This window comes from Lactococcus formosensis, from assembly GCF_037892375.1.
Taxonomy (GTDB): Bacteria; Bacillota; Bacilli; order Lactobacillales; family Streptococcaceae; genus Lactococcus; species Lactococcus formosensis.
In genome coordinates this window covers 36,330-57,259 of record NZ_CP141721.1, presented here as the reverse complement: position 1 = coordinate 57,259, position 20,930 = coordinate 36,330, and the positions used below count along the sequence as shown (strand labels likewise).

Genomic DNA, 20,930 nt, shown 5'->3' with positions numbered 1-20,930 from the left:
AGTGAGAATGGAAAATCCTATTTTAGATGAATTAATAAATGATGACAAGGTCGTGAAAGAGGCAGAAGCACTTTCAGAAACCCAAAAGACAGAGCTTGTCGATATGCATCAAAGAGCATCCTTGCGTGCGATAGATGCACTAAGCCCAGAAGAACGTGAAAAGGCGAAAGAACTAGCCAAACAACTTGATGAGAATAGTTCGCAGTCAGTGATTGCTTATGGTGCAAATGCACAAGATAAAATATCTGCTTTTTCACAAAGTGTTTTGGATAAAGTGCAGGCACAAGATTTAGGAGATGTTGGTGGTTCATTGACTGATTTGATGTACAATCTCCAACAAGCAAATCCAAATGAACTTGTTGCTGAAAATAAAAGTGTCTTCCAAAAAATGTTTGGTAAGGTTAAAAAATCAATCTTTGAAGTCACTCAAAAATATCAAAAAATCGGAGCTGGAATTGATAAGATTTCGGCAAAACTCAACAATGAACAACAGGGCCTTCTTCAAGACAATGAGATGCTTGACAAGCTTTATGACGAGAATCTCAACTATTTCAAAGCTCTTAATGTCTACATTGCAGGCGCAGAGTTTAAGATTGAAGAATTGGAACAAGAAATCCTTCCTGCAGCTCGACAAGAAGCACAAGGCGCTGGTGATGACGGAGCTTTAGCTGTTCAAAAGGTCAGTGATCTTGAAGCCTATAAAAATCGTTTAGATAAACGAGCGCACGACTTACGTTTGGCGCGGCAATTAACGATTCAGCAAGCCCCACAGATTCGTTTGATTCAAAATACAAACCAAGAGCTTGCAGAAAAAATTCAAACATCAATCAATACAGCCATTCCCTTGTGGAAAAATCAAGTCGCTATTGCTTTGACTCTCTTGAAACAAAAAGATGCTTTAGCGAGTCAACGTATTGTTTCAGAAACAACGAATGATCTTTTGCGTAAGAATTCTGAAATGCTTAAATCTTCAACGATTGAAGCAGCTGAAGAAAATGAACGTGGACTTATTGATGTAGAGACATTGAAAGTTACACAACAAAACCTTATCGATACAATTCAAGAAACGATGCGTATCCAATCTGACGGACGTCAAAAACGTCAGCAAACGGAGCAAGAGTTGGTCAAAATGGAAGATGAAATTAAGCAAAAATTGCTCGAACTTTCCAATAAAAAATAAGCAAAAAGTCAAGCATTGATATATACCAATTCTTGACTTTTTTAGTACCGAGTGTTAAAATGTTGGAGAATACAAAGTATCGGAGGAACCCTTTTATGACTTACTATATTAAAGCAGACAAATTTTTCTATCCTTATGAAGTGAAAACAGGTGGTTTCCTGCAAATCACAGACGGTAAATTTGGAAGCTGGATGGCAGAAGCGCCAGCTGGAGCTGAGGTTTTGGATTACTCAGGTCAATCCATCGCTCCTGGTTTGGTAGACACACACATTCACGGTTTTGGTGGAGCAGATACCAATGACCGTAAAATCGAAGGCATCGTCCAAACAATGAGTGAAGGACTTTTAGCAGCAGGTGTTACAAGTTTCTTCCCAACAGCTGTGACTGCAAGTCATGAAGAATTGTTGGAAGTCGCTGACGAAATTGGTTCAAATGTGGATAAAGCAGCTGGAGCTAAAATCCGTGGACTTTTCTTTGAAGGTCCTTACTTCACAGAAGAATTCAAAGGTGCTCAAAACCCTAAATACATGCGCGATCCTTCATATAGCGAACTTGCTGAATATGGGAAAGCTGCAAAAGGTTTGCCAATCAAAATTGGTATTGCGCCAGAACGTGAAGGCTCAACTGATTTTGTTAAAGAAGCGGTGGAACACGGCTTTACAATCGCTCTTGGTCACTCAAATGCAACTTATGCAGATGCAGTAGCAGCTGTTCAAGCAGGTGCTTCAATGTGGGTACATGCGTTTAATGGGATGCGTGGACTTAATCATCGTGAACCAGGTATGGTTGGTGCAGTATTCAACTTACCAAATACTTATGCAGAATTGATTTGTGACGGCTTCCACGTACGTCCAGAAGCATGTCAAATTTTGATGCGTGAAAAAGGTACAGACCATGTTGTATTAATTACAGACTCAATGCGCGCTGCTGGCTTAAGCGACGGCCAATATTATCTTGGTGAATTCCCAGTAATCGTCAAAGACGGTGCAGCACGTTTGAAAGAAGGCGGCAATCTTGCTGGATCAATCCTTTTACTTAAAGATGCAGTGAAAAACGTTGTAGATTGGCAAATTGCAACACCAGCTGAAGCTGTAAAAATGGCTTCTTTGAATGCTGCTAAATCTACGAAGATTGATGATGTCTGTGGTCAAATTAAAGAAGGATTAGATGCAGACTTTATCGTTCTTGATGAACATCTTGAGCTTGTGGCAACTTATCTTGATGGTGAAAAACGTTATCAAGCCTAATAAACAGTTCCGTAAAGGAACTGTTTTTATAACTTTAAGATACAAAAAAGAGTTTTAGACAGTAATAATCTTTTTGTAATCTGAAAACCATTACATTTGAAAAACCGTAAATAAAAACGCTATCATAGCGTTTTTATGAGATTTTTTTTTCCTATCGTGATATAATAAACAATGAAATAAAAATTGAACTTTAAATTTGCAGTCGCAAATATAAGTATCAGATATGATGGAGGAAAAAACTTTAATGAAACGCATTGCAGTTTTGACTTCTGGTGGTGATGCACCAGGTATGAACGCAGCTATTCGTGCTGTTGTTCGTAAAGCGATTTCTGAAGGTATCGAAGTTTACGGTATCAACCACGGATATGCAGGGATGGTAGCGGGCGATATTTTCCCACTAACATCTGCAAGTGTTGGTGATAAAGTTGGACGTGGCGGTACATTCTTGTATTCAGCACGTTTCCCAGAGTTTGCTCAACTTGAAGGGCAGCTTGCGGGTATCGAGCAACTTAAAAAACACGGCATCGAAGGTGTTGTCGTTATTGGTGGTGATGGTTCTTATCATGGTGCAATGCGCTTGACTGAACATGGCTTCCCAGCAGTAGGACTTCCAGGTACTATTGATAACGACATCGTTGGTACAGATTTTACAATTGGTTTCGATACAGCTGTATCTACAGTTGTGGACGCTATTGATAAGATTCGTGATACATCATCATCTCACCACCGTACATTCGTTGTTGAAGTTATGGGACGTAATGCTGGAGATATCGCACTTTGGTCTGGTATCGCCGCAGGTGCTGATGATATTGCAATTCCTGAAAAAGAATTCAAATTTGAAAGTATCGTACGTAATATCAAGTCAGGTTATGCTAAAGGTAAAAATCACCACATCATCGTAGTTGCTGAAGGCGTTATGTCAGGTGAAGAATTTGCCATGAAGCTTAAAGCTGCTGGTGATGATTCTGACCTTCGTGTCTCTGTTCTTGGTCATATCCAACGTGGTGGATCACCTACAGCGCGTGACCGCGTTCTTGCATCACGCATGGGTGCTCGTGCAGTAGAATTGCTTCGTGATGGTATTGGCGGTGTAGCTGTCGGTGTCCGTAACGAACAACTTGTTGAAAGCCCAATCCTTGGTACTGCAGAAGAAAATGCACTTTTCAGTCTGACAGATGAAGGTAAAATCGTTGTCAACAATCCGCATAAAGCAGGATTGGAACTCTATCGTTTAAATGCTGATTTAAACAACCTTGACATCAAATTTAATTAAGTTATTATTAGTAATCTTATTTGGTTGATGTCAGAGTGAAGTTAAAACACTGAATGCTCACATTGACTAAATAATGAGTACATTTATAAAAATAGGAGAATTACTCAAAATGAACAAACGTGTAAAAATCGTCTCAACACTTGGCCCTGCAGTAGAAACTCGTGGTGGTAAAAAATTCGGAGAAAAAGGATACTGGGGAGAAGAGCTTGATGTTGAAACATCAGCACAAACCATTGCTGATTTGATCAAAGAAGGTGCTGACGTTTTCCGTTTTAACTTCTCTCACGGTGACCACGCTGAACAAGCTGCTCGTATGGCAACAGTACTTCGTGCTGAAGAAATTGCTGGCCGTAAAGTTGGTTTCTTGCTTGACACTAAAGGTCCAGAAATGCGTACAGAAGTGTACGAAGATGGTGCAGACGAATATAAATATGTTACTGGTGATCAATTCCGTGTTTCTACAAAACAAGGTTTGAAATCAACTCGTGATAACATTGCCTTGAACGTTGCTGGTGGGCTTGATATCTTTGATGATGTTGAAGTTGGTCAAACTATCCTTATCGATGATGGTAAATTGGGTCTTACAGTAGCTGCTAAAGACGTTGAAGCACGTGAATTCGACGTAGTTGCACAAAATGACGGTGCTATCGGTAAACAAAAAGGTGTTAACATCCCTAACACTACTATTCCTTTCCCAGCTCTTGCAGAACGTGACAACGACGATATCCGTTTTGGACTTTCACAACCAAATGGTTTGAACTTCATCGCAATCTCATTCGTACGTACTGCTAAAGACGTTAACGAAGTTCGTGCTATCCTTGAAGAAACTGGTAATACACACGTTCAACTTTTGGCTAAAATCGAAAACCAACAAGGTATTGATAACCTTGATGAAATCATCGATACAGCTGACGGTATCATGATCGCTCGTGGTAACATGGGTATCGAAGTACCATTTGAAATGGTTCCAGTTTTCCAAAAAGAAATCATCCGTAAAGTTAACCAAGCAGGTAAAATCGTTGTTACAGCAACAAACATGCTTGAGTCTATGACTGAAAAACCACGTGCAACACGTTCTGAGATCTCTGACGTCTTTAACGCTGTTATCGATGGTACTGATGCAACTATGCTTTCAGGTGAATCAGCTAACGGTAAATACCCACGCGAATCAGTTCGTACAATGGCTACAGTTAACAAAAACGCGCAAACATTGTTGAAAGAATACGGACGTCTTTACCCAGAAAACTTCGATAAAGATTCAGTAACAGAAGTTGTAGCATCAGCAGTTAAAAACGCTGCAGAATCAATGGAAGTTAAACTTATCGTTGCTTTGACTGAGTCAGGAGCAACTGCACGTTTGATCTCTAAATACCGTCCAGAAGCTGACATCTTGGCAATCACTTTCGATGAAAAAGTTGAACGCGGATTGATGATCAACTGGGGTGTTATCCCAATGCTCATGGACAAACCAGCTTCAACAGACGATATGTTCGAAGTAGCTGAAAAAGCTGCCTTGGCTTCAGGTCTTGTTGAATCAGGTGATAACATCGTTATCGTTGCTGGTGTTCCAGTTGGTTCAGGACGTACAAACACAATGCGTATCCGTACAATCAAATAATAAAAAGCTTCAGAGCGTTTTGCTCAGCATAAAAGATACCTCAATGGGGTGTCTTTTTTATATTAATTTTCTTTGTTCAAAGTCCAAGAAATATAAACGTATTCAGCTTTAAATGTAAGCGTTATAATGTGATATAAATCACTTTCCAATGTGACAAGAATGTGAAAAAATGCTATAATAATAAAGTAAACATTATTATTGCATTCAGGAAAGGAATGAACAATTATGACTAAACAACATAAAAAAGTTATCCTCGTTGGTGATGGTGCCGTAGGTTCAAGCTATGCTTTCTCACTTGTAAACCAAGGAATCGCCCAAGAATTGGGTATCGTAGATATTTTCAAAGAAAAAACTCAAGGTGATGCAGAAGACCTTTCACACGCTCTTGCGTTCACATCTCCTAAGAAAATCTATTCAGCAGATTACTCTGACGCTCATGATGCTGACTTGGTTGTGTTGACTTCAGGTGCACCACAAAAACCAGGTGAAACTCGTTTGGACCTTGTAGAGAAAAACTTGCGTATCACTAAACAAGTTGTTACTGAAATTGTAGCATCTGGTTTCGATGGTATCTTCCTTGTTGCTGCTAACCCAGTTGATATTTTGACATATGCAACTTGGAAATTCTCTGGTTTCCCTAAAGAACGTGTTATCGGTTCTGGTACATCACTTGACTCAGCACGTTTCCGTCAAGCATTGGCTGAAAAACTTGATATTGATGCTCGTTCAGTTCACGCTTATATCATGGGTAAACACGGGGACTCTGAGTTTGCTGTATGGTCACACGCTAACGTTGCGGGTGTTAACCTTGAAGAATTCCTCAAAGATACTCAAGGCGTTAAAGAAGAAGAATTGGTGGAGCTTTTTGAATCAGTTCGTGACGCTGCTTACTCTATCATCGAGAAAAAAGGTGCGACATTCTATGGTATCGCTGTAGCTCTTGCACGTATCACAAAAGCTATCCTTGACAACGAAAATGCTGTATTGCCACTTTCAACTTTCCAAGAAGGTCAATACGAAGGCGTTGAAGGACTTTACATCGGTCAACCAGCTATCGTTGGTGATAAAGGTATCGTTCGTCCAGTCAACATTCCATTGAACGACGCTGAATTGCAAAAAATGCAAGCTTCAGCTAAACAACTTAAAACTATTCTTGATGAAGCATTCTCAAAAGAAGAGTTTGCTTCAGCATCTAAAAACTAAGAATAAAAAAACACCTAAATTTAGGTGTTTTTTTGTGTGAAGCTTTCAAAATTTTTTCGTATTAAATAGTAAGAACGAAAAGTTGGAGAAAGAGATATGATATGGCTAAAAAAGTGCATTATGGTAAAGTTTTTCAAAAAATAAGGCAAAGAAGGAAACTATCACTCAAGGATTTTGAGGATATCGTACCTCGGAGAAGTTTGTCGCGTTATGAACGAGGAGAGACTGTTTTTCCTATAGCTAAACTAGAGGCTTTATTGGAAAGATTGAACTTAAATATTATTGATTTTTATCATGTGATACACAAAGAGAAAATATATGCTAGATATGGAAAAATATTTACACAAATCAGAAAACAAAGTGGTTTCTCACGAGAAGCCTTTGCGCACCTTTCTGTTTCTGAAGAACAAATGAAACTTTTTGAATCGGGGCTAATTATGTTTGAGTTTGATAAACTGTATGCCATACTTATGGAGATGAACATAAGCCTTGAAGATTATTGTTCTCTCCTCGATAAAGGGAGTGAAAGCCCTATAGAGTTTCTTTGGAAGCAGGTAGATCTTGCTTATTACAGAGGTGATACGCCGAAACTGAAGAGTTTGTATGAGGGCCTTGCTGAGTGTAATGAACACTTTTTTCTATCACTTTGCCTCAAAGGAATGGTGGACAACATTTCTGACCAAGAGAGAATAGCAATTAAAAAATATTTTATCACAAGAGAATACTGGACTACTCGAGAACTCTTTATTTTTCAATACAGTGCTAAGTTTCTAAGTTCAGATCACTTAAAGTTAGTTTGCGAAAATTTGCTATATTCTAAAACGCTTTTTAAGGAAAAAAATACTTATCCTAGACGTTTAGTCTTGGCGGGGCTTGAAATAACGCTCTTAAGACTAACGGGAAATAGTCTTCTTGAAGCAGAATATTTCTTGGCATTTGCCAGAGAGTTTGTTCAAGAAACAGATGATCTTGCAAAAATGGCTTACCTTTTTGTCGAAAGCTTATTTAAATACAAACAAACTGGAAAAGGACAGTACAAAACAACAATGAAGTCTATTTGTAAAGCTTCCTATATGTATGATGGACTAATGAAAAACTGGTATCATAAAAATTATGAAAGCTATATAAGGGGGGACATATCTAACTAAAGTTATCTTATCAAAGACATGAGGTGCTTTATATTTACAGAAATTTCTACAGCTTGAGTGTTACTTACTATCAAAGACAAATTAATAAGAGTGTCCTCCTCGAAAATGTTAAATTTGATTATAGTGGAAAGAGTAGCATATTTTGGATTAATGTTCCAAGGCATAATGTCGTCGATTAGACAAGAGGTATTTGATGTAGACTGTATAATTCTAATAGGATGGAGGTATGTAAGAAGTGATTTTTGTCAGTATAGTTTTAATAGCACTCATAGTTTTAATTATCGTACTTGTTTATTTTCTTAAAAAGCTTATTATGAAAATAAACAAGTAATTATCAACATATTGTAATAAATGATTTTGTATGCTCTTAAAATATAAAAAGCATTTCAACTTGAAATGCTTTTTATTTTATTTTGTTTTGATATAGTTAACACCGTCAGCTTTAGGTGCAACAGCTTTTCCAAGAAAGGCCGCAAGAACGATGATTGTTACTACGTATGGTGCCATTTGGAGGAAAGCAGATGGAATTTCTTTAATAACGGGAATTTGTCCACCTACAACAGCGAGTGAGGTTGAAAGTCCGAAAAGGAGGGAAGCAAGCATCGCTCCAACAGGATTCCATTTACCAAAGATCATAGCAGCCAATGAGATGAAACCTTGTCCAGCGATTGTAGCTACAGAGAAGTTACCTGAGATTGATTGTGCGTAAATTGCACCACCAATACCTCCAAGGATACCAGAGATGACAACCCCAGCATAACGCATAAGGTAAACATTGATACCAAGAGTATCTGCTGCCTGAGGATTTTCACCTACAGAGCGAAGACGAAGTCCGAATTTCGTTTTAAAGAGAAGATACCAAGAGAGGAAAGCAACGAGAATTGCTAGAAAACCTGGTAGTGAAGTTTGTGAGAAGAAGATTTTTCCAATCACAGGGATTTTTGAGAGGACTGGGAAGTTCCAATATCCGATTTGGTTAGTGATGTTTACTTGACCGGCATTATAAAACGTTTGAATCAAGAAGACACCAAGCGCAGGAGCCATTAAGTTAAGAACAGTACCTGAGACGATATGATCGGCACGGAAGTTAATAGTTGCTACCGCATGGATTAGGGAGAAGACCCCACCGATAAATGCACCAAAGAGGATAGAGAGCCAAGGGGTCATTCCACCAAACGTCTCAGTGAAAGTAAGGTTAAAGACAACGGAACTGAAAGCCCCCATTGTCATAATACCTTCTAGACCAACGTTGACGATACCACCACGTTCAGAGAACACTCCACCGATACTTGTGAAGATTAAAGGTGTTGAGTAAATAAGCATATTTGCAACAATAATTTGCAATGTATCTACAATATTCATTATGCTTTTTCTCCTTTCTTCTTAATATTTGGGAGAACTTTTTCGATAATATATTTTACGGCAATAAAGAAGATGATTGTAGCTGTGACAATCTGTACAATTTGCGGCGGGATATTATCGATATTACTCATATTACCTGAACCAGTTTGAAGCATTGAGAACAAGAAGGCAGCAAACAAGATACCGACAGGATTTGTTTCACCCAAGAGGGCAACAGCCATACCATTGAAACCAATATCTAGTGTTGCGGATTGTGTAACGAAGTTTTGCATGTATCCAAAACCATAGACAACACCTCCAAGCCCCGAAAGAGCTCCGGCAACTAGCATTGACATGATAATTGTACGTTTTGCTGAAATCCCTGCATACTCAGACGCATCTGGATTTAAACCGACAGACTTGATTTCAAAACCAAGTGTTGTCTTAGAAAGAACAATAGCCATAATGACAAGAACGATTAAAGCGATAAAAAGTCCAATATTCAAGGTTGAATTATTAGTCAAATCTGACAACCAGCCTGTACGGAAGGAAGCATTTGCACTAATCAACTTTGTTTGGTCAGTTGAGTTTGGCATCATGATTTTTGAACTAAAGACATCATGAATCAAGAAGGTTGACATAAAGAGGATGACATAGTTAAGCATGATTGTAGTGATAACTTCCGAAGTACCTAAGAAAGCACGTAAGATACCAGGAATTGCACCCATGAGGGCTCCAAAGAGCATACCAATAATTATCACTAACGGAATCATAATCGGTTTAGGGATTCCAGGGAAACTGAGGGCAAACCACATAGACGTAATCCAGCCGGCAAGAGCCTGACCTGACATACCGATATTAAAGAGACCGGCCTTCATACCAACAGAGAAACCTAAGGCACAAAGAATCAAAGGACCCATTGTTTGAAGTGTTTCACCAATGGCACGTGGTGTACCAAAGGCACCGATAATTAAATCTTCGTAACCATAGATAGGATTAAAGCCGAAGATGAGCATAATGATTGCACCAATTAAGAAACCAGAAAGTACGGCGATAATAGGTACAAGGATTTTTTTAGTTTTGCTGTTCATTGATATTACCTCCGACCATGAGAATTCCAAGTTCTTGTTTGCTTGTCGTTTCAGGACTGACAATTCCTTGAATTTGTCCGTCATGAATAACAGCGATACGGTCCGAAACATTCAGAATTTCATCTAATTCAAAAGATACAACGAGTACAGCTTTTCCTTCATCACGTGCTTGAATCAAGCGCTTGTGGATATACTCAATGGCACCGACATCAAGCCCACGTGTAGGTTGAGCAACAATAAGCAAGTCGGGGTTACGATCGACTTCACGTGCAATCACAGCTTTTTGCTGGTTCCCACCTGAAAGTGATTTGAAAGGAATTTGTTCGCCAGCACCACGGACGTCGAACTCTTCCATAAGTTCACGGGCTTTGGCATTGATTTTATTGTAGTCTAAGAAACCATACTTACTTAATGGTGCTTTGTAGTAGGTTTGAAGCGCAATATTCTCAGCCACAGTCATCTCGAGTACTGCACCATCACGGTGACGGTCCTCTGGGACGTGACCTACAGAGTCTTCTATAATCTTACGAGGTTTGTGGGTAGTGATGTCTTTTCCTTTGAGTTTAACCGAACCAGAATCAATCTTCATCAAACCAGTAATGGCTTTAATCAATTCTGTTTGACCATTACCATCAATACCGGCAAGACCTACAATCTCTCCTGCACGTACATCTAAAGAAAGGCCTTTTACAGCGAAGGAACCACGTTTTTCTTTAACAGAAATATTATCAATACAGAGAACGACTTCCTGCGGTTGAGCAGCTTCCTTTTCCGTTTTGAAGGATACGGAACGCCCAACCATCATTTCAGCCAGTTCTTTATTTGACTTATCACCAAGTTCGACTGTTTCAATAGAAACACCGCGGCGAATAACTGTGATACGATCGGCTACGGCACGGATTTCATCAAGCTTGTGTGTGATAAGGATAATGGACTTGCCTTCTTTAACCAAGTTGCGCATGATTTCCATGAGCTCAGTGATTTCAGAGGGAGTCAACACAGCTGTAGGTTCATCAAAAATTAAGATATCTGCTCCACGATAAAGTGTCTTCAAAATTTCGACACGTTGCTGTTGTCCAACAGAGATATCGCGAACAAGTGCATCGGGTTCGACGGAAAGTCCATAACGTTTTGACAATTCCACGATTTTATTTCGAGCTGTTTTAAGGTCAAGGCTTAAGCCTTTCGTTACTTCACTGCCGAGCATGATATTTTCAGTAACAGTAAAGGCATCGATCAGCATGAAATGCTGGTAAACCATACCGATACCAAGCTGAGAAGCTTTTGTTGGAGAGTCTATTTGCTCGAGTTTGCCGTTAACATGAATCTCGCCTTCTGTAGGTTCCAGAAGACCAGAGAGCATGTTCATCAGAGTTGATTTACCGGCACCATTTTCACCGAGCAAGGCGTGAATTTCACCTTTTTTCAGCTCCAAGTTGATCTTGTCATTTGCGACAAAGTCACCAAACTTTTTGGTAACGTTGATCATTTGGATAACATTTTCGTTGGCCATGGCGGCTCCTTCTAAAAAAATTTATGACATAATGCCTAAAGTTAAAAAAGAAAGACCTACTGGGAAGCCCTAATATATCTACACTTTAGACAAAATAATTACATTTTATTATAACAAATATTAGGGCTTTAATAAAGAACTTTCTATACCTAAAAATGAAGCGTTTTCATATATTGTTAAAGTTTTCAGTGTTTTAAAGGGTTTTAGACAATTTTTACATAGAAATTTTAACTGGACTTTGATAAACTAAAAAGTTCACGAAAATTATATGTGAACTTTTTTTTTATTTTATTTTTGCATTTTTAATGACGGTTTCATCCGGTGTAACACGAATAGTTTTTTGTCCGGTATAAGTCACAAATCCTGGAGGAGTTCCTGTTGGCTTATGAAGTTTCTTAACATCGATCATATCGACCTGCACTAAGTTAGAATAACGGGCTTTCGAAAAATAAGCAGCGAGTTCTCCAGCAAAAGTGATTGTTTCATCTGAAGGATTTGCATTGCCAGTAATTAAGACGTGGGAACCAGGAATATCTTTCACATGGAACCAGAGGTTACCCTTACGGCTGAGTTTAAAACTGACTTGCTCATTTTGAAGGTTATTTTTACCAACAAGAATAATGGTTCCATCTTCAGCTTGATACTTTTCTGGTGGCAACATTTTTTGCTTTTTATTGTTACGATATTTGGCTTTAACAAAACCTGTTTGTATTAGTTCTTCACGGATATCAGCAATTTCAACAACATCAGCATGTGTAAGGTTTGCTTCAACGGACTCTAAGTAAGAAATTGTCTGTTTGGTATTCTCTATTTGATCACCAAGGAACTTCACCGCCTGTTTTAATTTTTGGTAACGGTGGAAGTAGCGTTGGGCATTTTGTGAAGGAGTGAGTGCAAGATTTAAGCTAATCGTGATTGGCTCATTGGTATAATAGTTATCTAAGGTCACCTCAGGTTTATCGTTGGGAACTTGATGGAGGAAAGTCGTAAGTAGCTCCCCTTTTTGGCGAAAAATTTCAGCATTTTCTGTCGCGCGTAACTCCGCTTCCTGTTTTTTGAGCTTGTCGCGATTTTTTTTGAGTTCATTTTGAACCTTTTTGATCACTTCGCTGGCAACCTGTTTTACACGATCACGTTCGGCTTTGTCTGCATAATAAACATCTAACATTTCAGATAAGCTGGGAAATTCTTGATAGTCTTCCCCGAGTTGAATGGCCGAAAATTTATCATTAGGATAGATTGAAGGAAGAACTTTATGCAATTTTTCCTTGAATTCCGGAAGTGTCAAGTTCTCTAAAGCTTGCAGGCTATCACGCCCGATACCTTGAAAGGTTGACTGCAGAGTGTGTGTCTGGAGCGCTTCAAAAATCTTCTCGTCAGAAGCCACAAAAGGGTCCACTTTATCGCTTGCTGGCGGTGCAATATAAGTCGAACCCGGAAGAAGGGTACGGTACTGATTTTGTGAAAATCCCACGTGTTTAATGGTTTCGATGATTTTATTGCTGCTTTTATCCATAAGGATAATGTTACTGTGTTTCCCCATGATTTCGGCAACTAGCGCAATCTTCATGGCGTTACCAATTTCATCTTTGGTTGAGATATGGAAAATTAATTGGCGGTCATTGCCTACTTGCTCGATTTCTTCAATAAAAGCACCAGAGAGATACTTGCGTAAAATCATGACAAAATTATTGGGATTTTGAGGATTTTGGAAGTCGGTCTTAGTGATTTGGATTCTGCCGAAAGTTGGATGAGCAGATAATAATAATTTGTGTGATGTTCTTCCTGAACGAACCGTTAAAAGAAGTTCTTGTTCAAAAGGCTGATTAATTTTTTGAATTCGTCCTCCTTTAAGGATGTCAGAAATTTCAGCTGTCATATGATGTAAAAAAATACCGTCGAAAGCCATATTTTACCCCGTGTTTCTTAATAATCTAATGCTTATTTTAACATAATTATGAGGGCTGTTGGTAAAAATTATGTTAAGATGTCTATAAAGAAAGGTTTAACAGATGAAAAGTTTAAAAGAAGAGATACAAAAGCTTGCGGCAGACCTCAATATTCAAAAAATTGGATTTACAAAAGCAGATGATTTCGAATACCTCCGTGCCTCTTTGATTGAACAGAAAGAAGCAGGACATACTTCTGGCTTTGAGCATAAAAATCTCGACGAGCGTTTACAACCAAAGTTGTCTCTCGAGGATGCAAAAACAATCATATCCATCGGTATAGCCTACCCAAATAAGGCAGAAGGAAAACCAGAAAAAACAGAGTATCGTCGAGGTTCCTTCTCCCGAGGAAGTTGGGGCGAAGATTATCACCACGTGCTTCGACGAAAGTTAAAAGAACTTGCGGAAGGAATAGAAAAAATAGCGGGAAGCTTTAACTATACAGCCATGGTTGATACAGGGGCACTTGTGGATGTCGCTGTCGCTGCGCGTGCAGGTTTGGGATTTGTGGGGAAAAATGGTTTACTTGTCAGCAAGGAGTATGGTTCCTGGATGTTTTTGGGAGAACTGGTGACCAATTTAGATATTGAAGAAGATCAGCCTGTCGATTATGGCTGTGGCTCATGCACACGCTGTGTTGATTTTTGTCCGACGAAGGCTCTTTTAGGGGATGGGCGCTTAAATGCACAGCGCTGCTTATCCTATCAAACCCAAACACGTGGGGCAATGCCAGAAGAGTACCGTGAAAAAATTAAAACAGTAATTTATGGCTGTGATATTTGCCAAGTGGTTTGTCCCTATAATAAGGGAATAAACAGCCATTTCCATCCTGAAATGGAGCCAGATCCAGACTTAACAAACCCAGAGCTGCTCCCACTTTTGGATTTATCTAACAAGGAGTTTGCGAATAAATTTGGCAATATGGCAGGAAGCTGGCGAGGCAAGAATCCTATCCAACGTAATGCCGTCTATGCGCTGGGTAATGCGAATGATCGTACAGCTCTACCCAAATTGCATGAGATTGCGGAAAATGATGTTAGGGATTACATGGTGGATGCCGCAGAATGGGCGATTGAAAAACTTGAAAATAAGCATCGTATGCGACCACGAAAAAGATAGGAGCCTTGGAGCTGCTGTCTTTTTTTGGACAAATATGCTAAAATAGAGCCTATGGAACTATCTGAAATTAGAAATAAACTAGAGGCATATGGTCAGAAAGTCGAAGATTTTCGTGGCTCACTTGACTTAGATCGCCTAGAAGAAGAAATTGCTTTGCTTGATAATGACATGGCGGAGCCTGACTTTTGGAATGATAATGAAGCTGCGCAAAAAGTTATTGATGAATCAAATGCGCTTAAAGCAAAGTATGAAAACTTCATGTCAATTGCGACACTTCATGAGGACAGCGAAGTCTTGTTAGAGATGCTTCAGGAAGAAGACGATGAAGATATGCAAGTCGAGCTTGAAGAGAATGTTGAGAAGTTGGGTAAAAAGATTGAAACTTACGAGTTGGAAATCATGCTCAACCAACCTTATGACCACATGAATGCCATCTTGGAAATTCATCCAGGATCCGGTGGAACCGAGTCACAAGACTGGGGTAGCATGCTCATGCGTATGTATGAACGCTGGGGCGCTGCACACGGATTCAAAGTAGAAGTTTTGGATTATCAAGACGGAGATGTTGCAGGTCTAAAGTCAGCAACATTGAAATTTGAGGGCCGAAACGCCTATGGCTTCTTGCGAGGCGAAAAGGGGGTACATCGTTTAGTCCGTATCTCACCTTTTGACTCACAAAATCGTCGTCATACTTCATTTACTTCGGTAGATGTCATGCCAGAACTTGATGATACAGTTGAAGTTGATGTTCGTGATGCAGATATCAAGATGGATACTTTCCGTTCAGGTGGTGCAGGTGGACAAAACGTCAATAAAGTCTCAACAGGGGTACGTTTGACACACATTCCTACAGGAATTGTTGTGGCTTCTACAATGGACCGTACACAGTACGGTAACCGAGACAAGGCGATGGCGATGCTGAAGTCTAAACTTTATCAATTAGAGATGGATAAAAAACAAGCCGAAGTCGATGAACTTCGGGGTGATCAGTCAGACATCTCTTGGGGCAGTCAAATTCGTTCTTATGTCTTCATGCCTTATCAGTTGGTCAAAGACACAAGAACAGAGTATGAGACAGGACAAATTGATAAAGTAATGGACGGAGATCTTGATGGCTTTATCCATGCCTACCTACGTTGGAAAATGTAAGTGGGTAATTCGAGTGAAATTCATTTGTAACTTTAAGGAAAAAATGTAAAATAATTTATACCTAAAAATCTTTTTATCTGGTATAATGAGAAGAACTTTGTTTTTTTTGAATCAGAAAGAATGGTTTCAAAAAAATATTTCTTATTCCTATTTATAGAGGATGAGAAAGAAAAAAGTTGCAAAACAATTCAATGGAGACTAGGGATAATGAGTATTATTAAATTAAATAATGTATCAAAAAAATACTCTAACGGAACAACAGCCTTACGTAACATCTCTCTTGACATCGAAGCAGGAGAATTTGTTTATATTGTTGGACCGTCTGGAGCTGGTAAGTCGACCTTTATTAAGTTGCTCTACCATGAACTAAAAATTGATAAAGGAACAGGCGTCGTTGCTAAGTTTGACCTGATGAAACTTAAACGTCGTGATGTGCCTTTATTGCGTCGCTCTGTAGGAGTTGTCTTCCAAGACTACAAACTTTTGCCGAAGAAGACTGTATATGAAAATATCGCTTATGCGATGGAAGTTGTCGGGAAGCGTCCGCGTGAAATTAAAAAACGTGTCAATGAAGTCTTGGATCTTGTAGGTCTTAAACATAAATTACGTTCTTTCCCTGATGAACTTTCAGGTGGTGAACAACAACGTGTGGCTATTGCACGTTCAATCGCTAATGCCCCTAAACTCTTGATTGCAGACGAGCCTACAGGAAATTTGGACCCAGAAAATTCATGGGAAATTATGAACTTGCTCGAAAAAATTAACTTGCAAGGAACGACTGTGCTTATGGCAACACACAACAGCCAAATCGTAAATACCTTACGTCACCGTGTTGTTGCTATTGAAAATGGACGTATCGTTCGAGACCAAGCGGAAGGAGATTACGGTTACGATGATTAGAAATTTATTTAAACATTTATTGGAATCACTGAAAAATCTCCGTCGTAATGGATGGATGACTGTCGCAGCAGTTTCCTCTGTAATGATTACTTTGACTTTAGTCGGACTTTTTCTCTCAGTTATTTTAAATACGGCGAAATTGTCAAGCGATATTGAAAAAAACGTACGTATTGTAGCGTATATGGATTTAAATGTTCATGATATGGACAAAAAAATTGAAGATCCCAAAGATCCTAAAAAAGAAATCAATAATCCAAACTATCGTAAAATTTATTCAGAAATTGAAAAAATCCCTGATGTTGCTTCAATCAAATTCTCAAGTAAAGATGAACAACTTAAACAATTGACAGAGACATTGGGCAGCACTTGGGCTCTTTTCCAAGGTGATGCTAACCCGCTCTACGATGCTTATATCGTTGAAGCAGATAACCCACAGGATGTCGAAAAAGTTGCCAGCGCGATTAAGAAGATTAATGGTATCCAATCTGCAAACTATGGTGGTGCCAATACAGAACGTATCCTTGCTTTAGGGAATAACGTGAAGATTTGGGGTGGTGCAGCAGCAGCTCTGCTTATCTTAGTTGCCGTCTTCCTCATCTCAAACACAATCCGTATCACGATCATGTCACGTCAACGTGAGATTCAAATTATGCGATTGGTGGGAGCACGTAACGGTTATATTCGTTGGCCATTCTTCCTTGAAGGTGCTTGGGTTGGACTCTTAGGAGCTATTGTCCCAAGTGTATTGATTGCTTGGCTTTACAACCTTGCTTTCACAAGCTTCACACCAAGCTTGAAACCACAAAGTCTATATCTGCTTCCCGCAGACACCTTTGTACCAATGATGGTTGGCTTACTCTTCCTTATCGGTATCTTGATCGGTTCACTCGGAGCAGTAACTTCAATGCGTCGTTTCTTGAAAGTTTAAAAACAAAAAAAGTTCTACGAAGAAGTAGGGCTTTTTTTGTTGCTCAATTATCCTCTGCGCTTATCTTAGAAACAGAGAAGAGGTTGTCATGAAGAGCTCCCCCTAATATTATTTTGAAAATTATAAGAAAAACATTACAATAATGTTATATAAATGTTATCATCGTTACTTAATGATAACAAAATACTTGACGGGGTAAAGCAGATGACTTATAATCGGTCAGCACAGCACAGCACAGCACAGCACAGCACAGCACAGCACAGCACAGCACAGCACAGCACAGCACAGCACAGCACAGCACAGCACAGCACAGCACAGCACAGCACAGCACAGCACAGCACAGCACAGCACAGCACAGCACAGCACAGCACAGCACAGCACAGCACAGCACCAGCGGTAGACATCCGCCTATTTTTACTTGCACCCAAACGCTCAGGACCCCTTGGAGCGTTTTTTGGCATTTACAATAATCAATCAATAGAAATGAGGAAAAAAGATGACACCAGATAAAAAACGGAAACTGCGGAATATCGCTATCCTATCTCTGCTCGGCTTAATCGGAGGTACTTTCGCCTTTACAGCTTTTAACCAACAAGCCATTAATGACCGTGAAAACGACGTCCAAGTTAATGTCGGTGGCCGAGTCCATGACTACTATAACGCCGAGAGTGAAAACAAGGACGTCTTTGTTGAAAACTATGGTGAACGTCCCATCATGGCACGTATTCGCCTGTCGGAGTTCTTGGAATACCGTCAAGGTACGGATGGCCCCTTTACACAGATAGTTGGCGGGGACCGAGAAGAACCTGACACATGGACCCCTTATATTCCGAGTGCGACAGCGATTGGCACACGTACAGGGGCAGGTGCTGCTTTTAACAGATACTCCAACCTAAGATTTGGTCGAGCAGGAGAAGCCCCTTGGTATTTACCAACCTTTAACCATAACAACTTGGATCTCAGTACTGCCGCAGCGGGAGATGCCCGTGACTTGGCAGATGATTCAGATGACGTGACTCATCCCGGAGACGGAACAGATGGCTATTGGGAAGAAGGTGTGACTTATACCAATGGCTCAGGACCAACGAACACTGTTTGGCATGGTGGCTCAGACGGTGCGACACGTGAAACAGCTCAAAACTTGCAAGAACAACGTCCCGTCATGACCATCCAACAATGGTCGGAACTTCAACCTTACCAACAAATCGGTAACTTCTGGGTTGTTGACCACACGACAGGCTGGGCTTATTGGGCTTCACTCTTAGAACCAGGGGAAGCAAGCTCTTATCTATTGGACGCAGCAGAAATGACCGCCGCTATAGAAGATACAGTTTTCAATGGCTCTTACTATTACAGTATCCATGTGGACAGTCAGTTGATTAGTCCTGACACCGAAAATATGAATGAATTTCTTACAGGTGGCGATAGCCGTTTAGCAGACTTCCTTACAGGTATACAGAATAATGCTATGGACGGTGAAGGCTCTAATCCACGTGCTGATATTGATTCTCCACCATCTGCCTTTAACTTTGATGCTATGCTTCCAGGCCGTGTCTTTACTATGGATGGGGTAGAGTACCGTTATTTGGAAGATATGGGCAACGATAACCATATGATTATCCGCAATGAAGCCATCCGTAACACAAGCTTCAATGACCAACCGCAAGTTTTATCAGACTTCTATACGGGACTTACACCAGCTGTTCAGGCTATGGTACAGCCTGCATCTATTCCGTCTGATGTTCCGAGTATTTCAGATTCCGCAGCTGCACCTTGGACAGGAGGCACTCGTTGGGTACCTTTGGAGTGGGATGATGCTCGCTTCAATGAGGTCCGCGCTGATAGAACTACTGTTAGTGGGTCAACATCTCAAGCCTTTGCGCTTTCCCTTGCGGATGTGGTGCACTTGTCGACTGAAACGGGTCCTTTCCCCAATCATGCCTCACGTGTCGCTGCCCGTAATAGTTGGTGGTGGCTACGTACCCCTGGTGCGTTCGGCAATGCTTGGTATGTGTCTTGGTCTATCTTTGCTGGTCAGCTGCATAGCAATGTTGGCGTAGGCCATAGCCGTGTCTATGCGGGCGTCCGCCCAGCCCTAATCATCAACCAAGCAAACTAAAACGAAAAAAGACTAGAAAAAACAATGAGGCTGCTGAAAAAGTCAGATTTAAACCCAAATTATAAAAACGGAACCGCCCAGTTGAGCAGTTCCGTTTTTAATTTTCACGATTTTTAGCTGTTTTCCAGCAGCCTCAAAACAATTCCTAATCTTTTAATTTTATTTCATACCAATCATATAATCATCATCTGACATGGCTTCAACTTCACCGAGCAGGTAAGAGTTACCGACTTGGCTAAAGAAGTCATGGTTGGACGAAGAAGTAGAGATACCGTTCATCACAACAGAGTTGACATCCGCTGCTGTATCTGGGAAGAGAGGATCTTGACCTAAGTTCATAAGTGCCTTGTTGGCATTGTAACGGAGGAATTTCAAGACTTCATCTGTCCAGCCGATTTCATCGTAAAGCAAGTGTGTATAAGCTTCTTCATTCTCATAAAGTTCGTAGAGCAAATTGTACATCCAATCACGGAGTTCACTTTGTTCTTCTTCGGACAATTCGTTGAAACCAAGCTGGAACTTGTAACCGATATAAGTACCGTGGACACTTTCGTCACGAATGATAAGTTTGATGATTTCAGCAGAGTTAATCATCTTATTGTTGCCAAGATACCAGAGTGGTGTGAAGAAACCAGAGTAGAAGAGGCAAGTTTCAAGGAAGACACTTGCAATTTTCTTCTGAAGGGCAGTACCATTTTGGTAGATATCGTTGATGATTTCTGCTTTCTTTTGCATATAAACATTTGTATCCACCCAGTCAAAGAGTTCTTCAATCTCTGACTTTGTATTTAAGGTACTAAAGATTGTAGAGTAAGATTTGGCGTGAACGGACTCCATAAACTGGATGTTGTTGAAACATGCGATTTCTTGCGGTGTACGTGCATCATGTTTGAGCACCTCTGCACCATCTACAGATTGTAAAGTATCCAAGAGCGTCAAACCAGCAAAAGCCTTCGCAAAAGTATCACGTTCAACTTGGGGCAATTTGCGCCAATCGTCAAGGTCATTAGATACAGGGACACGTGTGTCCAACCAAAACTGGCTGGTCAGTTTTTCCCAAGTGTATTTATCAATAGAATCCTCAATTGCATTCCAGTTAATGGCTGCATAGTAAGTAGGGACTTTTTGGTTATTTTGTTCAGACATAGTATT

At 40.1% G+C, this 20,930-nt stretch carries 17 protein-coding genes; 12 read left to right on the top strand and 5 right to left on the bottom strand.

What is annotated here, in order from left to right; genetic code table 11:
- The first annotated feature begins 7 nt into the window (after window positions 1-7).
- From VNN39_RS00240 to VNN39_RS00215, 6 genes are all read left to right on the top strand, one after another.
- Window positions 8-1,180 (top strand): toxic anion resistance protein, encoded by a 1,173-nt coding sequence (locus VNN39_RS00240; protein WP_017369084.1) that lies wholly within the window; start codon window positions 8-10, stop codon window positions 1,178-1,180.
- Window positions 1,181-1,275: 95 nt separating this feature from the next.
- A complete protein-coding gene (gene nagA / locus VNN39_RS00235) occupies window positions 1,276-2,427 on the top strand; it encodes an N-acetylglucosamine-6-phosphate deacetylase (RefSeq protein WP_339007110.1) in 1,152 nt (383 codons plus the stop codon).
- 244 nt (window positions 2,428-2,671) lie between these two features.
- Complete coding sequence (gene pfkA, locus VNN39_RS00230; RefSeq protein ID WP_004258348.1) at window positions 2,672-3,700, top strand: 6-phosphofructokinase; 1,029 nt, start codon at window positions 2,672-2,674, stop codon at window positions 3,698-3,700.
- A gap of 109 nt (window positions 3,701-3,809) precedes the next feature.
- Window positions 3,810-5,318: a pyruvate kinase gene (gene pyk / locus VNN39_RS00225; protein WP_339007109.1), complete on the top strand. Its 1,509-nt coding sequence runs from the start codon at window positions 3,810-3,812 to the stop codon at window positions 5,316-5,318.
- A gap of 225 nt (window positions 5,319-5,543) precedes the next feature.
- On the top strand, window positions 5,544-6,521 hold the full coding sequence (locus VNN39_RS00220; RefSeq protein WP_338997657.1) for an L-lactate dehydrogenase: 978 nt from the start codon (window positions 5,544-5,546) through the stop codon (window positions 6,519-6,521).
- A 101-nt stretch (window positions 6,522-6,622) separates the two neighbouring features.
- Complete coding sequence (locus VNN39_RS00215) at window positions 6,623-7,669, top strand: Rgg/GadR/MutR family transcriptional regulator (RefSeq protein ID WP_165712108.1); 1,047 nt, start codon at window positions 6,623-6,625, stop codon at window positions 7,667-7,669.
- Between the two features lie 408 nt (window positions 7,670-8,077).
- Here VNN39_RS00215 and VNN39_RS00210 read toward each other — a convergent pair whose 3' ends face one another.
- The 4 genes from VNN39_RS00210 to VNN39_RS00195 all read right to left on the bottom strand — a co-directional run bounded on the left by VNN39_RS00210 (window position 8,078) and on the right by VNN39_RS00195 (window position 13,523).
- Entirely contained in the window at window positions 8,078-9,031 is a 954-nt protein-coding gene (locus VNN39_RS00210) for an ABC transporter permease (protein WP_096368466.1), read from the bottom strand.
- The gene (locus VNN39_RS00205; protein WP_165712107.1) at window positions 9,031-10,101 is read right to left on the bottom strand and encodes an ABC transporter permease; all 1,071 of its coding nucleotides are present in this window, start codon (window positions 10,099-10,101) and stop codon (window positions 9,031-9,033) included. The genes VNN39_RS00210 and VNN39_RS00205 overlap by 1 nt, the downstream gene beginning before the upstream one ends.
- Window positions 10,085-11,614 carry an ABC transporter ATP-binding protein gene (locus VNN39_RS00200; RefSeq protein WP_338997656.1) on the bottom strand — a complete coding sequence of 510 codons (1,530 nt, stop codon included), beginning with the start codon at window positions 11,612-11,614 and terminating at the stop codon, window positions 10,085-10,087. Before VNN39_RS00200 ends, VNN39_RS00205 begins: the two co-directional genes overlap by 17 nt.
- 283 nt (window positions 11,615-11,897) lie before the next feature.
- Window positions 11,898-13,523 (bottom strand): Rqc2 family fibronectin-binding protein, encoded by a 1,626-nt coding sequence (locus VNN39_RS00195; protein ID WP_338997655.1) that lies wholly within the window; start codon window positions 13,521-13,523, stop codon window positions 11,898-11,900.
- Window positions 13,524-13,626: 103 nt separating this feature from the next.
- Here VNN39_RS00195 and queG point away from each other — a divergent pair, with 103 nt between their 5' ends.
- From queG to VNN39_RS00165, 6 genes are all read left to right on the top strand, one after another.
- Window positions 13,627-14,682, top strand: coding sequence for a tRNA epoxyqueuosine(34) reductase QueG (gene queG / locus VNN39_RS00190; RefSeq protein WP_213432339.1), 1,056 nt, complete (start codon window positions 13,627-13,629; stop codon window positions 14,680-14,682).
- Window positions 14,683-14,733: 51 nt separating this feature from the next.
- Complete coding sequence (gene prfB / locus VNN39_RS00185) at window positions 14,734-15,831, top strand: peptide chain release factor 2 (RefSeq protein ID WP_017369092.1); 1,098 nt, start codon at window positions 14,734-14,736, stop codon at window positions 15,829-15,831.
- Window positions 15,832-16,038: 207 nt separating this feature from the next.
- Window positions 16,039-16,731 carry a cell division ATP-binding protein FtsE gene (gene ftsE, locus VNN39_RS00180; RefSeq protein ID WP_017369093.1) on the top strand — a complete coding sequence of 231 codons (693 nt, stop codon included), beginning with the start codon at window positions 16,039-16,041 and terminating at the stop codon, window positions 16,729-16,731.
- Window positions 16,724-17,659, top strand: a complete 936-nt coding sequence (ftsX, locus tag VNN39_RS00175) for a permease-like cell division protein FtsX (protein ID WP_165712103.1) — start codon at window positions 16,724-16,726, stop codon at window positions 17,657-17,659. Before ftsE ends, ftsX begins: the two co-directional genes overlap by 8 nt.
- 153 nt (window positions 17,660-17,812) lie before the next feature.
- Complete coding sequence (locus tag VNN39_RS00170) at window positions 17,813-18,169, top strand: adenine methyltransferase (RefSeq protein WP_339007107.1); 357 nt, start codon at window positions 17,813-17,815, stop codon at window positions 18,167-18,169.
- Window positions 18,156-19,778 carry a hypothetical protein gene (locus VNN39_RS00165; protein ID WP_338997652.1) on the top strand — a complete coding sequence of 541 codons (1,623 nt, stop codon included), beginning with the start codon at window positions 18,156-18,158 and terminating at the stop codon, window positions 19,776-19,778. The genes VNN39_RS00170 and VNN39_RS00165 overlap by 14 nt, the downstream gene beginning before the upstream one ends.
- A gap of 159 nt (window positions 19,779-19,937) precedes the next feature.
- Here VNN39_RS00165 and nrdF read toward each other — a convergent pair whose 3' ends face one another.
- Entirely contained in the window at window positions 19,938-20,924 is a 987-nt protein-coding gene (gene nrdF / locus VNN39_RS00160) for a class 1b ribonucleoside-diphosphate reductase subunit beta (protein ID WP_017369812.1), read from the bottom strand.
- Between the last annotated feature and the right edge of the window lie 6 nt (window positions 20,925-20,930).

Excerpts from the sequence above, each read along its gene's own strand:
- VNN39_RS00240 (WP_017369084.1), top strand. The coding sequence starts at position 8 with ATGGAAAATCCTATTTTAGATGAATTAATAAATGATGACAAGGTCGTG.
- nagA (WP_339007110.1), top strand. The coding sequence starts at position 1,276 with ATGACTTACTATATTAAAGCAGACAAATTTTTCTATCCTTATGAAGTG.
- pfkA (WP_004258348.1), top strand. The coding sequence starts at position 2,672 with ATGAAACGCATTGCAGTTTTGACTTCTGGTGGTGATGCACCAGGTATG.
- pyk (WP_339007109.1), top strand. The coding sequence starts at position 3,810 with ATGAACAAACGTGTAAAAATCGTCTCAACACTTGGCCCTGCAGTAGAA.
- VNN39_RS00220 (WP_338997657.1), top strand. The coding sequence starts at position 5,544 with ATGACTAAACAACATAAAAAAGTTATCCTCGTTGGTGATGGTGCCGTA.
- VNN39_RS00215 (WP_165712108.1), top strand. The coding sequence starts at position 6,623 with ATGGCTAAAAAAGTGCATTATGGTAAAGTTTTTCAAAAAATAAGGCAA.
- VNN39_RS00210 (WP_096368466.1), bottom strand. The coding sequence starts at position 9,031 with ATGAATATTGTAGATACATTGCAAATTATTGTTGCAAATATGCTTATT.
- VNN39_RS00205 (WP_165712107.1), bottom strand. The coding sequence starts at position 10,101 with ATGAACAGCAAAACTAAAAAAATCCTTGTACCTATTATCGCCGTACTT.
- VNN39_RS00200 (WP_338997656.1), bottom strand. The coding sequence starts at position 11,614 with ATGGCCAACGAAAATGTTATCCAAATGATCAACGTTACCAAAAAGTTT.
- VNN39_RS00195 (WP_338997655.1), bottom strand. The coding sequence starts at position 13,523 with ATGGCTTTCGACGGTATTTTTTTACATCATATGACAGCTGAAATTTCT.
- queG (WP_213432339.1), top strand. The coding sequence starts at position 13,627 with ATGAAAAGTTTAAAAGAAGAGATACAAAAGCTTGCGGCAGACCTCAAT.
- prfB (WP_017369092.1), top strand. The coding sequence starts at position 14,734 with ATGGAACTATCTGAAATTAGAAATAAACTAGAGGCATATGGTCAGAAA.
- ftsE (WP_017369093.1), top strand. The coding sequence starts at position 16,039 with ATGAGTATTATTAAATTAAATAATGTATCAAAAAAATACTCTAACGGA.
- ftsX (WP_165712103.1), top strand. The coding sequence starts at position 16,724 with ATGATTAGAAATTTATTTAAACATTTATTGGAATCACTGAAAAATCTC.
- VNN39_RS00170 (WP_339007107.1), top strand. The coding sequence starts at position 17,813 with ATGTTATCATCGTTACTTAATGATAACAAAATACTTGACGGGGTAAAG.
- VNN39_RS00165 (WP_338997652.1), top strand. The coding sequence starts at position 18,156 with ATGACACCAGATAAAAAACGGAAACTGCGGAATATCGCTATCCTATCT.
- nrdF (WP_017369812.1), bottom strand. The coding sequence starts at position 20,924 with ATGTCTGAACAAAATAACCAAAAAGTCCCTACTTACTATGCAGCCATT.